Raw genomic sequence first — 11,972 nt, forward strand, 5'->3', positions numbered from 1 at the left:
GTTTAGCTTTCTTTAAAGCGGGTCCAAAGGGTGGCAGCAAAGAAGCCCAAAAGCGTCCATGCAACAGCGGAGCTGCCGAGGGATGCGGTGACAAAGTGAGCCGATAATTCAGGTGGAGCTACGCCAAAATAGGTGTCGAGATGCGGTGCGCCAACGATGTGGGGCAGTGCAACCAAGGCAACACCCGCAAGCGCGCCCATCATTGGGGCGAAGGCGATCAAGGCCAAGCCGCAAATGGTGGCAAGCACGGTTGATATCCACCAGATTTGGCGCGCGGCCACTTCGGCGGCGACCATGCCGGGCAATTCTGGCGCAAGGCCTATAGCGGGGGCCAGTTGCATGGCGATGAAGCCTGCAAGCCCCCAGACCAGACCTTGGCGTGCGGTGATGGTATTGCCGCCGCGCTCTGACAAGGCAAATCCCACGACCATCAGCAGGGAAAACCCCGTGAAGGTGATCATATTGAAGCCAACCGTCATGGCGTGACGCATGGGGTCCTCAAAGCGCGGCGGTGAACCTGCAACGCTTTGGGTGGAGGCGTCGGTGGCAAAATGCACCCGCGCCCCGGACTCGTAAAGTTCGCCTTCCAACAAAAGTGGAGTGACAAGCCAGAATTGTAGCGCGGCAGCAATAAAGCCGACGGCCACACCAGCGAACACAGCGCTGGTCAACACATTTTTAAACATGGGTTTATATGTGGCTTAGTGGCACGGAAATGCCATGGCATGGCGCTGATCGTGCGCCGTGTCATGCATAACGGAAGCCTGTGCGAAGCCTGTTGCAAACAGCAAAGCCATGCCCAAAGCAGCGGCGCCTAGAAGGCTGGCGAGGCTCAGGTCGGTGGTTTTGGTGGCTTGCAGTGTGGTTACTTGTGCGTCGTTTTTCATGTCTATCTCCTTGACCCGTCACACCCGACGGGATGGGTTTCAATACACATGGCTGGTCTCCTGGCTCACGGGTCGATGCATCCTACCGCCTTCCCAGATTGCTCCAGTGGCTTTGTGGCAGGGTGCTATCCGCATACAGTCGCGGGGGCGGCCTCGGCATTGCGTCCCTGATTGGGTCACGCGCACCGAATTCCCATTTTTTTCCGCTGTGCTTTGCACGGTGCGGAAAACCATGCTTGGCGACCATGCGATGGAGCAGGGGCGCGGGTCAAGTGCGATTACGCCGCATAACTGGTAGAATACGGCAGGGAGATTTCAACATCTTGTGGATAACCCCGCTAATTTGGCGATATGCAGTGGTTTGGCGTTGACTTAAGGGTGATGATTAAAACAATGGGCTATTAGTATCCGATTCTGGTGGGGCTGCATTGCGCTTTTCGAAACTCAGGTTAAATGGCTTCAAAAGCTTCGTGGACCCCACGGAGTTGGTGATCGCGGACGGGCTGACGGGGGTGGTCGGGCCAAACGGCTGTGGCAAGTCCAATCTGCTGGAGGCCCTGCGCTGGGTCATGGGCGAAAATCGCGCCAAAGCGATGCGTGGCGGCGGCATGGAAGACGTGATTTTTGCGGGAGCCTCCTCACGGCCCGCGCGCAACTTTGCCGAAGTCTCTTTGCATATCGATAATGGTGAGCGGCTTGCGCCTGCGGGGTTCAATGATCTTGATAATCTGGAGATTATTCGCCGGATCACACGCGACGCAGGCTCGGCCTATAAGACCAATGGCAAGGATGTGCGGGCGCGCGATGTGCAGATGTTATTTGCCGATGCCTCGACCGGTGCGCATTCTCCGGCGCTGGTGCGGCAGGGGCAAATATCCGAGCTGATTAATGCACGGCCCAAAGCGCGTCGCCGCATTCTTGAGGAAGCCGCAGGGATTTCTGGCTTGTATCAACGTCGCCATGAGGCGGAGTTGAAGTTGAAGGGGGCAGAGACCAATCTGACACGCGTCGATGACGTGGTTGAGCAATTGGCCGCGCAATTGGCGCAACTTGCCCGCCAAGCCCGACAAGCGGCGCGATACCGCGAGATTGGCGAAGATCTGCGCCAATCCGAGGGCATGTTGCTGTACCGGCGTTGGAAAGAGGCCGAAGATGCTAACCTTACAGTCAGTCAGACGTTAACCGAGCGGACTAAGCTGGCCGCGGTCGCTGAAGCGCAGGTGCGTGAGGTGGCCAAGTTGCGCCAAGGCATGGAAGATGTATTGCCCCCGCTGCGCGAGGAAGAGGCAATCGCGGCGGCAGTGATGCAGCGCTTGCAAGTTCAGCGCGACACGCTGAGCGACCAGGAACGCCAAGCGCAGCAAATGATCGAGACTTTGAATGCGCGGATTGACCAATTGGCGCGTGACATCGAGCGCGAGACCGCGTTGAACCGTGATGCAGGCGAGACGATTGAGCGGCTTGAGTGGGAAGCTCGCGAAATTGCGAAGGCGTCTGAGGGGCATGTGAGCAAGCTGGACGGGGCCGCGACGCAAGCGCGTGAATCTGCGACTGTTTTGCAGGACCGCGAAACACAATTGGCAGAGCATACGGAAGACGTGGCCCGCTTGGCTGCGCGTCACCAGTCAGCACATCGTTTGCGCGAAGATGCCACCAAAACGCTGACCCGCTATGAGGATGAAGCACTGAAGGCTCGCGCGTCGGTGGACCATGCGCAGGCCGCTGCGACCAATGCCGACACATCCTTAATCGCGGCTCAGACGGCACTGTCTTTGGCATCCCTTCAGGCGGAAAAATCTGATGCCGACTTGGTTGCCACTGAGACTGGCCGCTCTGATGCGCAAACTCGGGAGGGGGATGCACGCTCGCAACGCTCCGAGGCCGAAGCCGAGGCGAATGCGCTGAGGGCAGAGGCGACCGCACTGTCGCGGCTTGTGGATCGGGACACGTCGGAGCAAGGCCAATTGTTGGACGTTGTTCAGGTGAAGTCGGGATATGAAAAGGCCCTGGGTGCCGCCTTGGCCGACGATCTGCGGGCCCCACAAATTGACGATGACGAGTTGACCGGCTGGGTGCGATTGCCGACCTATGCGCAGGCACAATCATTGCCGGACGGGGTTTCCCCACTGACCAGCTACGTGACGATTCCAGACGTGTTGGCACGGCGTATGTCACAGGTTGGTTTGGTTGAGGTGGACGATGGTAACCGCTTGCAGGCAGTTTTGCTGCCGGGCCAGCGGTTGGTGTCGGTTGAGGGTGATGTGTGGCGTTGGGACGGGTTTCGGACCGGCGCAGATGACGCGCCGTCTGCGGCTGCAATGCGGCTGCAACAGCTCAACCGTTTGGAAGAATTAAAACAAGCCTTAGAAGGTGCAACTGCCCGTGCGGACGGCGCGCGGTTGGCGCATGAGATACTGATCAAAGAGCTGGCGGAGGCTGCGCAGGCTGACCGCGACGCACGCGAAACGCGTAAAAATGCTGATCGGGCAATGGCGGATGCATCGCGATCGGTGTCGCGTGCCGAGGGTGAGAAATCTATCTCTGGTGGTCGGGTGGAGAGTTTGGAACTTGCGGTAACGCGTTATGAAGAGGAGGCCATGGCCGCGCGTGAGCGGTTACGTGAAGCCGATGCGGGCGTGGCAGATCTTGGAGATTTGGGAGCGGCCCGTGCCGAGGTTGAGGACGTCAAAATGACGGTTGAGGCGGCACGGATGACGATGATGGCAAAGCGCTCGGCCCATGATGAATTGCGGCGCGAAGGCGAGGCGCGCACCAAACGGAGCCAAGAAATCACCACGGAGGTGAGTGGCTGGAAGTACCGACTGGAGACCGCTGGTAAACGGATTGGCGAGCTGGAAGAGCGCAAGGCGACATCCGAAGCAGAGCTAAAAGACGCATCCGCCGCCCCCGCTGAACTGGCCGCGAAGCGAGATGAGTTGAGCACCGCAATTGGCGAAGCCGAGGTGCGTCGCCGGGCGGCCTCAGACAATTTAGTTGAGGCCGAAACGGCCCTGCGTGAGGGCATTCAAACGGAACGGGATGCGGAGCGGCAGGCCTCGGAAGCGCGGGAGGCACGGGCGCGCTCGGAAGCCCGCGCAGAGGCGGCCAAAGAGACCGTGACCTATGCGGTAGATCGCATCTTTGAAGAGGTGGAAACGACCCCACAAGATTTGCTCGAAACGCTGGACATTAACCCTGAGGAGATGCCCGCGTCAGAGAAAATTGAGGCGGACGTGAACCGGTTGAAGCGCCAACGTGATGCGCTGGGGGCGGTGAATTTGCGCGCAGAAGAGGACACCAAAGAGGTGTCCGAGGAGCATGATAGCTTGCTCAAGGAAAAGACCGATCTGGAGGCTGCCATTTCCGCTTTGCGAGGTGGCATCGCATCGTTGAACAAAGAAGGCCGCGAGCGGTTGTTGACGGCGTTTGAGGAAGTGAATTCTAGCTTCTCAGTCCTGTTCAAACACTTGTTTGGTGGCGGCGAGGCTAAACTGGTTATGGTCGAAAGTGACGACCCTCTTGAGGCAGGGCTGGAGATTATGTGCCAGCCTCCGGGCAAAAAATTATCGACCCTGTCGTTGCTCTCGGGCGGCGAACAAACACTGACAGCACTGGCGTTAATCTTTGCTGTATTCCTTGCGAACCCCGCACCGATTTGCGTGCTCGACGAAGTTGACGCGCCACTTGACGACGCGAATGTGACCCGCTTCTGCGACATGCTGGATGAGATGACGCGCCGGACCAATACGCGCTTTTTGATTATCACGCACCACGCGGTGACGATGGCGAGAATGGACCGTCTCTTTGGGGTTACGATGGCGGAATTGGGCGTGTCCCAATTGGTATCGGTAGACCTGAAAAAGGCAGAGGCGATGGTCAACTAAGACCACCACCTGCATATCGAAAGTATCTAATGTGTTTATTTCGAAGTGGCATTCGCCACCTTAATAAAACTCTAGATTTTGAAGTCGTCGAGAGATTTCCCAGCCGATAAAGCTTCTTTCAACCAAAGTGGGCGCGCCCCACGGCCAGCCCAAGTTTTGCTCGCGTCACTAGGATCACGATAGGCGGCTTTCGCAGCTTTCTTTGGTGCGGATGTTTTTGCTGGCTTTGTTCCTGTCAGCTCATCCAATGAAAAGCCCATTTCTTTTGCTTTTGCTTTAAGCGCAGCTAAAGCATTTGCTTTTTGTTTTTTCCCGTGCCGTTCAATTGCTTTTTCCACACGGGTCTTCAGTGCGTTTAGTTCTGTCAACGACAGTGATTTCAGATCGATTTTAGCCATTTTTAATGCTCCCCAGCGTTAATTCTATCTGCGTACATCAAAAAATGGATAAAACCAAGTATTCTTGCAAACTATAACTTCTTAAGGAGTGTGATTGTTGGCCACGCGTCGGCGGGAAGGCCGAGCCGTTTTTGCTCGGCCTGTACAGCGCTACGTGTTCCTGACCCAAGGATGCCGTCAATTTTCCCAACATTGTGGCCGCGTTTTGCTAATTTTTTCTGGAGAGACTTCATATTCGCATCAGTTAGCCCTGCATCTGGTTTGCCGGGGTTGTAAATGGGCGCACCCGAAAGGCGTGTCGCAAAGTATGCAGCGGTGGTGACGTAGACAAAGCTTTGATTCCACTCGAAATATACGCGAAAATTTGGATAAGCGATGAATGCTGGTCCTTTTCGACCCATGGGCAAAATAATAGAACCGACCCCGCCCTGGAATTTTCCAGACCTGGGTTTAACGCCCATGGAAGCCCAGTCTTTTACACTGAGAGATGTGTTCAATCCGGTCTTGGACCAGTCCATTTTCGTGGGAACTTTAATTTCTTGCAACCAAGCCTGCCCCGGCGTCCAGCCTAGAGATCGCAACATTTTTGCCCCTGACAAAAGCGCGTCCGGGGCAGAGGTTTTGAGACTGACTTTGCCGTCTCCGTCGCCATCGACACCATTTTCAATAATGTCCTCGGGCAGCATTTGGACCATTCCAATTTCACCGGCCCAAGCTCCTTTTGTGGATTTGGGGCTGAAATTACCTCGCTCAAATAATTCGAGGGCTGCAAAAATTTGAGGCCGGAACAGTTCGGGGCGACGGCAATCGTGGCTTAAGGTGACGAGTGCATTTAGCGTATTAAAGTCACCTTGCACTGCTCCGTAATCGGTTTCCAGTGCCCAAAAAGCTAACAACACACCAGACGGTACACCGTAGTCGCGTTGTGCGCGTTTGAACGTTGAAGCGTATTTTTTCGCGTTAGCGCGGCCTTTATTAAGCCTCCCTTTGGAAATGATCCGGCGGGAGAAATCAATAAAGTCGCGTTTGAATACCCCTTGAGCGCGGTCGGCTTTTAACACTTTTTGGTCTTGCCGGGCGCCCGCGAAGAAGCGCTCTACAGCAGTCTTTGAATGCCCCTTGGCCACCGCCTCTTGCCTTAAGCCCCCAATAAAATTGCTCCAGCTCCCTCCGCAATTTGCATGGGTGACTGTGGCCGTAAATGACAAGGCGGCGGCAAGAATTAAGTGACGCATGGAAGCTCCGGTTTTAGGTCGGGAGCACCCTAAGCAATCATCCCCCAGAGAGCAACGAGGGCGAAGGTCAGCCCCCATGTTCGCCACAGGCTGGTAACGGCCGCGTCAATATCATCGGCGGTCAGGTCGTGGCGGCCCTCGGGGTAGACAAAGGGCTCTTCGCGCAGGGTGCCATCATAGCTGCGTGGCCCAGAAAGCGAGACATCAAGGACGCAGGCCATGGCGGCCTCGGGCCACCCCGCATTGGGGGATCGGTGCAAGCCTGCGTCACGGATGGCGATGGTCATTGCGCTTGTGCGGGTGTGTGACACTGCAATCAAGATCGCAGTGAGCCGTGCGGCGGGCCAATTCACGACATCATCTAAGCGCGCGGCGGCCCAGCCGAATTGTGCGTAGCGCGTGGTGCGGTAGCCGATCATACTATCTGCAGTGTTGATGATTTTGTAGGCCAAAAGCCCCGGTAGGCCCGCCACGCCAAACCAGAATATTGGGGCAATCACACCGTCACTGAGATTTTCGGCAGCACTTTCAATTGCGCCACGGATGACGCCAGCGCGGTCGAGCTGGGCGACATCACGGCCAACAATACGGGCGACCATCATGCGCCCGTCTGACAGGCTCAGACGTAAGGCGCGCCCAACATCGGCTACGTGGTCAACAAGGGAGCGTTGAGCTAGAAGAATGGCCGTAACTATGATTTCAACGGGGGGGCCGAAGGCTGACAGGGCTTGCCCCATGATCATGGCCCCGAGCACTAAAACAGCCACTAGTGCCACGCCTTTTGCGCGTCGGTTCGGGCCGTTATTGAGGCGCGTTTCCAGCCACGAGATTAGGTCTCCCATCAAGACGGCAGGATGGGGGATGCGGCTCCATAACCACTTTGGCTCCCCGAGTAAGGCGTCGAGCAACATGGCTAAGGCGAGCGTCACAGTGCGGCCTCGAGTTGGTCCCATTGATCCGGTGCGGGCAAACCTAGGCGGAGCCAGCGCGAGGAGTAGGGAAAGATGCGGGACCACACTTGATTTCGGGCAAGCTGGTCTTGCCATGCGGCCGCGTCTCCCACGTCATACAGGCGAAATAATGTGGTGCCGCCTATGAGAGATGCGCCGGCTTTTGCCATAAGCTTGTCCATGCGGTCGGCATCATTTGCGAGCCTGATGCGGGTGGCCTTGGCCCAAGTGGTGTCTTGCAAGGCCTGCGCGCCGATGGTTAACGCCGGACCCGCGACAGGCCAGGGGCCGATCATGTCGCGTAGCCGCATGGCAGTGGTGGGGGCGCAGATTGCAAAGCCGAGGCGTAGTCCGGCCAGCCCCCAGAATTTACCGAAGCTTTTGAGGACTAGGGTGTTGGATGTGTCGCTATGCTGGATCAGGCTGCGCTCTGGCGTCACGTCGCAAAAGCTCTCGTCCAGAATGGTGAAGGTGTTTGCGGTCAAGGCGTGATCGGGAGCGAAGGCTCCGGTCGGGTTGTTGGGGTGTACGAACACCTGTGCACAGGCATTTGATGTGGAGGTTTCGGTCACGTTGAACCCGGCGCTGCGAAAGGCGGCGGCGTGCTCATTGTAGGTGGGGCCGGGGATATAGGCGCTTCCTTGGGGCAGTAAGCCGGGTATGCGGGCAATGACGGATGACGCGCCGGGTGCAGGCACGATCTGCGCGCCTTTCGGGACGTTCCAAAAGTGCCGCGCGGCATGGATAAGGCGGTCAAATGCGGCTTGGTCGGGGAGGGCTGTCCATGCCTCGGCGGGGATGTCACCGATAGGATAAGGCACGGGGTTAATGCCGGTAGACAGGTCGAGCCATCGCGACCGGTCACCGCCATATTGAAGCGCGGCGGCATCAAGCCCGCCACCGTGATCTCGTGGAGCTTTAGTCATCGCTGGGCAGAGGTGGGTGGCGGGTTATGAAATGACCTTTGATGGCTTGTGGCCATTGTTTGTAAGGGACTTGGCCCGACGTGCTTTCGGCGTGCAGAGTGGCGTAGTTAACGACAGCCTCGGCGGCCTCTTGGGTGGCTTCAAACTCGCCAACTGTATAGGTTAATTTATTGGCACCTTGAATGGCCACGTTGCACCCGCGCGCGCATCCCATCAGGCAAGAATGGCGGCGGGTTCGAACGTCGGGTTTTCCTTTGGCAGCGGTCTCTATGAGATCGGCAAAGGTCTCCCCGTCCGTCACGTCGGGGGCCCTAGTTTCCCAGTCATCGCGCTTGCAGGTGTCGCAAATTGTGATCCAAGTCGTCATCAAAAATCTCGTGCCATGTTACGGTCAGAAGCACATGAAGCGGAATTTTGCCAAATACGCAAGAAGATCAACTTGAATTGGCTTTAGTGACAGTTTGTTAATACTTCGTTAGGGATTGCCGTCACACAATAAGGCGTCCTGCAACGTCAGGACCAATAATGTAAACTGGGAAGTGTACCGGCCAACCCCTCGCCTATGGTCGGAGTTTGTTATGGAAGTTCTCATCGTCGAAAATGGAGGTGGGCTTGGAAATATTTGGGCGGATCATGTTGGTCGCCTAGGATGCCAAGTCACCCTTGTTCATACCCAAGAAGAAGCAGAGGAGCGACTACGCGATCGTCACTTTGATGTTCTTGTGATTAACCTTAATCTGCGTTCCTTTGCGGGTGACGCATCGGCAATTGCCGACTACGCAAGCTTTCGGCGCCCCGAGGCTAAAGTTGTGTTCGTAACGAGCAGCAGCTTTTTCTCGGACGGGTCGATCTTTCGTTACATGCCCAATGCCTGTGCGATGGTTCCCGCCAACACGTCGCCTTCTGATTTGGCGGCGGTTGTCGAGTACCATGCACGCTAATCTAGCCCCTGTTGTGAGGCGCAAGCCAATCTAGGGTGGGGTTCACTGGGATGATGCGGTTGGGATTAATCGTGTCGTGGCTGTAGTGGTAGTGGCGCACGATGTGGTGGAAATTCACTGTCTCTTGCACGCCAGGCCATTGGAACAGCTCACGGGTGAAGGCCCAAAGGTTGGGGTAGTCAATGATCCGCTTGCGATTGCATTTGAAGTGCAAATGGTAGACCAAATCGAACCGCACCAGTGTAGTGAACAGCCGCCAATCGGCCTCGGTTATCGCGGCTCCTGTCAGATAACGGGTTTCCCCCAACAGGCCTTCCAGCCAATCTAGGCTGTCGAAAAGTGGCTCGATTGCTGCGTCATAGGCGGATTGTGTGGTGGCAAATCCAGCCTTGTAGACGCCATTATTTACGGTGTCATAAACGCGGGCGTTTACCGCCTCAATCGCATCTTGTTGTGCCTTGGGCCAAAAATCCAAAGTGTTTCCAGTAATCCCGTCGAAGGCAGAGTTGAACATCCGAATGATCTCGGAAGATTCGTTGCTGACGATGGTTTCGCGCTGCTTGTCCCATAGGATTGGCACCGTCACCCGTCCGGAAATTGTCGGATCGGCCTTGGTGTAGATGTCGCGTGCAAAAGGCAGCCCGTACACTGTATCTCCGGTGGCGCCTTGCGTGTCAGCCTCGAAGGTCCAGCCATCCCCAAGCATGTCCGGGTGCACGGTGGAGGTGTCGATCAGGGTCTCCAAGCCTTTCAGCTTTCGGAAAATTAAGGCGCGATGCGCCCATGGGCAGGCGTCCGAGACATACAAGTGGTAACGCCCAGCCTCGGCGGTAAATCCGGCCTCGCCAGTGGGCCCTGCGCGACCATCTGAGGTGAGCCAGTTGCGAAACCCTGCCGTGGATCGCTTAAAGCTGCCGCCAGTCGATTTAGTATCGTACCAAACGTCGTGCCAAGTGCCGTCAACCAATTGTCCCATGGGGTCCCCTTTGTTGCTTGCCAGTGATTTAGCCTGCCAGTTGGCCTGCTGTCACTTGGCAGCAGTGCACAGAAACTGCGCGCAAGCTGTGATGGGGGCGCAAATGTGACGTTATGCGCCGCTCTGACCCATTGCGGGGCGCGTTTGTAATCCATATACCTACGACTCAAGACGAGGGCATTGTGCCCAGAGAGGTTGGCAGCCCACGGATCGACCCACTTAGGGGATCTAACGGTTGCATCGTCGTGATGTGGGTCGTTGCCCCCAGCCTTTTCCTATGGATGTTTGATAGTGAGGCGCGGCCATGATCCGGATGTTAGTCACCTTTTTCTTTTTGTTGATTGGGGCTCCGGCCTTTGCACATGTTGGCCATTTGGGCGAGATGGCCAGCCACGACCATTGGGTCGCAGGCGCGGCATTGGGGGCCGCGATTGCAGTGTCTATCTGGGGCGCTTTGAAGGGTAAAAAGGATGCTGATACGGCCGAGGCCGAGCCGTCCGAGGGTCAAGAGGAAGAAGCGGCATGAGCAAAATTGGTGTGATGATTTGTGGTCACGGTTCTCGCTCTCAGGCGGCAGTGGATCAGTTTTCGGTGCTGGCCGAAAAATTACCGTCCTATCTGCCACCGGAATGGCCGGTTGAGTACGGATACCTAGAATTCGCTAACCCAGTGATCCGCGACGGGCTGGATAAGTTGCGCGCCCAAGGATGTGATAAAATCCTCGCGGTGCCGGGCATGTTGTTTGCTGCGATGCATTCCAAGAATGACATCCCCACCGTGTTGAATACCTATGCTGCCAAGCATGGTGTCGACGTCAGTTATGGCCGCGAGCTTGGGGTTGACCCGAAGATGATCAGCGCCGCTGGCGAGCGTATTCAAGAGGCTGTCGATGCGGCCAATGCGGTGTCGCATGTTTCTAATGAGCAGACGTGCCTTGTGGTTATTGGCCGTGGGGCATCTGATCCGGATGCGAACGGGAACGTCTCTAAAATTGCGCGGATGCTGCACGAAGGCATGGGCTTTGGCTGGGTCGAGGTCGGCTATTCTGGCGTCACCTTCCCGCTGGTAGAGCCGTGTCTGAGCCATGCCGCCAAGCTGGGCTATAAGCGCATCGTGGTGTTTCCGTATTTCCTGTTCACCGGTATTTTGATTGACCGTATCTATGGCTTCACCGATCAGGTCGCGGCGGAGCACACCGACATTGAGTTCGTCAAAGCAGGCTACCTTAATGACCACCCGTCCGTGTTGGAAACCTTTGCAGAGCGGATCACCGAGCAGATGGGAAGCAACCCGCCGCCCAATTGCGGCATTTGCCAATATCGCACTCAAGTTCTTGCCATCGGGGATGAGGAAGTGCAAAAGATTGCGCCAGTTGATCATCCCGCATTTGGCGATGTGGCACCGCCCACATGTGTCTTGTGCAAGTATCGCACGGAAGTTCTAGGATTTGAGGGCGAAGTGGGTGCGGTGCAAGAATCGCATCACCACCATGTGGAGGGCCAGGGGGCCAATGCACCCGGCTCCAACGTTGAGGATTGCGCGCTTTGTGATGTCTTTTGCACAGGCATGTGCCGCCTTGAAGTCGAGGGGCATCACCATCATCACCACGACCATTCGCATAGTGACGCTCACCACCACGATCACCATCACCACCATGATCACGACCACCATCATGCGACGTATCCATACGCTAAACATCCGCATGGGCCAGAGAGCGCCCGTAAGGCCAAAATATAACCACTGAAGGCCTCAGCCTTCGCAATTTGAGAGTGCCC

Annotated in this window: 12 protein-coding genes and 1 riboswitch; of the genes, 4 read left to right on the forward strand and 8 right to left on the reverse strand. The window is 56.6% G+C overall.

Translation table 11 applies throughout. The annotated features are described in order from the left end of the window. Positions 1–2: 2 nt before the first annotated feature. Both AC3Y7R_RS10915 and AC3Y7R_RS10920 read right to left on the reverse strand, forming a co-directional pair. The gene (locus AC3Y7R_RS10915; RefSeq protein WP_490042077.1) at positions 3–686 is read right to left on the reverse strand and encodes a CbtA family protein; all 684 of its coding nucleotides are present in this window, start codon (positions 684–686) and stop codon (positions 3–5) included. A 15-nt stretch (positions 687–701) separates the two neighbouring features. Then, the gene (locus AC3Y7R_RS10920) at positions 702–887 is read right to left on the reverse strand and encodes a CbtB domain-containing protein (protein WP_490042078.1); all 186 of its coding nucleotides are present in this window, start codon (positions 885–887) and stop codon (positions 702–704) included. Positions 888–920: 33 nt separating this feature from the next. Then, positions 921–1,137, reverse strand: a riboswitch (cobalamin riboswitch). 178 nt (positions 1,138–1,315) lie between these two features. On the opposite strand from AC3Y7R_RS10920, the gene smc reads away from it, so the two are divergent. Next, positions 1,316–4,771, forward strand: coding sequence for a chromosome segregation protein SMC (gene smc / locus AC3Y7R_RS10925; protein ID WP_490042079.1), 3,456 nt, complete (start codon positions 1,316–1,318; stop codon positions 4,769–4,771). 71 nt (positions 4,772–4,842) lie between these two features. Here smc and AC3Y7R_RS10930 read toward each other — a convergent pair whose 3' ends face one another. The 5 genes from AC3Y7R_RS10930 to AC3Y7R_RS10950 all read right to left on the reverse strand — a co-directional run bounded on the left by AC3Y7R_RS10930 (position 4,843) and on the right by AC3Y7R_RS10950 (position 8,647). Then, a complete protein-coding gene (locus AC3Y7R_RS10930) occupies positions 4,843–5,169 on the reverse strand; it encodes an H-NS histone family protein (protein WP_490042080.1) in 327 nt (108 codons plus the stop codon). A 71-nt stretch (positions 5,170–5,240) separates the two neighbouring features. Further along, entirely contained in the window at positions 5,241–6,404 is a 1,164-nt protein-coding gene (locus AC3Y7R_RS10935) for a lytic murein transglycosylase (protein ID WP_490042081.1), read from the reverse strand. 29 nt (positions 6,405–6,433) lie between these two features. After that, on the reverse strand, positions 6,434–7,357 hold the full coding sequence (gene cbiB, locus AC3Y7R_RS10940; RefSeq protein WP_490042082.1) for an adenosylcobinamide-phosphate synthase CbiB: 924 nt from the start codon (positions 7,355–7,357) through the stop codon (positions 6,434–6,436). Then, positions 7,330–8,280, reverse strand: a complete 951-nt coding sequence (cobD, locus tag AC3Y7R_RS10945; protein ID WP_490042083.1) for a threonine-phosphate decarboxylase CobD — start codon at positions 8,278–8,280, stop codon at positions 7,330–7,332. The genes cbiB and cobD overlap by 28 nt, the downstream gene beginning before the upstream one ends. After that, the gene (locus tag AC3Y7R_RS10950) at positions 8,273–8,647 is read right to left on the reverse strand and encodes a DUF1636 family protein (protein WP_490042084.1); all 375 of its coding nucleotides are present in this window, start codon (positions 8,645–8,647) and stop codon (positions 8,273–8,275) included. Before AC3Y7R_RS10950 ends, cobD begins: the two co-directional genes overlap by 8 nt. A gap of 211 nt (positions 8,648–8,858) precedes the next feature. Between AC3Y7R_RS10950 and AC3Y7R_RS10955 the strand changes: the two genes are divergently transcribed. Continuing rightward, complete coding sequence (locus AC3Y7R_RS10955) at positions 8,859–9,221, forward strand: hypothetical protein (protein ID WP_490042085.1); 363 nt, start codon at positions 8,859–8,861, stop codon at positions 9,219–9,221. 1 nt (position 9,222) lies between these two features. Here the strand turns inward: AC3Y7R_RS10955 and AC3Y7R_RS10960 are convergent, their stop codons facing one another. Next, positions 9,223–10,197, reverse strand: a complete 975-nt coding sequence (locus AC3Y7R_RS10960) for a glutathione S-transferase family protein (RefSeq protein ID WP_490042086.1) — start codon at positions 10,195–10,197, stop codon at positions 9,223–9,225. A 304-nt stretch (positions 10,198–10,501) separates the two neighbouring features. Here AC3Y7R_RS10960 and AC3Y7R_RS10965 point away from each other — a divergent pair, with 304 nt between their 5' ends. Further along, the gene (locus tag AC3Y7R_RS10965) at positions 10,502–10,723 is read left to right on the forward strand and encodes a DUF6732 family protein (RefSeq protein ID WP_490042087.1); all 222 of its coding nucleotides are present in this window, start codon (positions 10,502–10,504) and stop codon (positions 10,721–10,723) included. Next, positions 10,720–11,934 carry a sirohydrochlorin chelatase gene (locus AC3Y7R_RS10970; RefSeq protein WP_490042088.1) on the forward strand — a complete coding sequence of 405 codons (1,215 nt, stop codon included), beginning with the start codon at positions 10,720–10,722 and terminating at the stop codon, positions 11,932–11,934. Before AC3Y7R_RS10965 ends, AC3Y7R_RS10970 begins: the two co-directional genes overlap by 4 nt. The last annotated feature ends 38 nt before the right edge of the window (positions 11,935–11,972 follow it).

It is taken from the genome of Litoreibacter sp. (assembly GCF_058136045.1).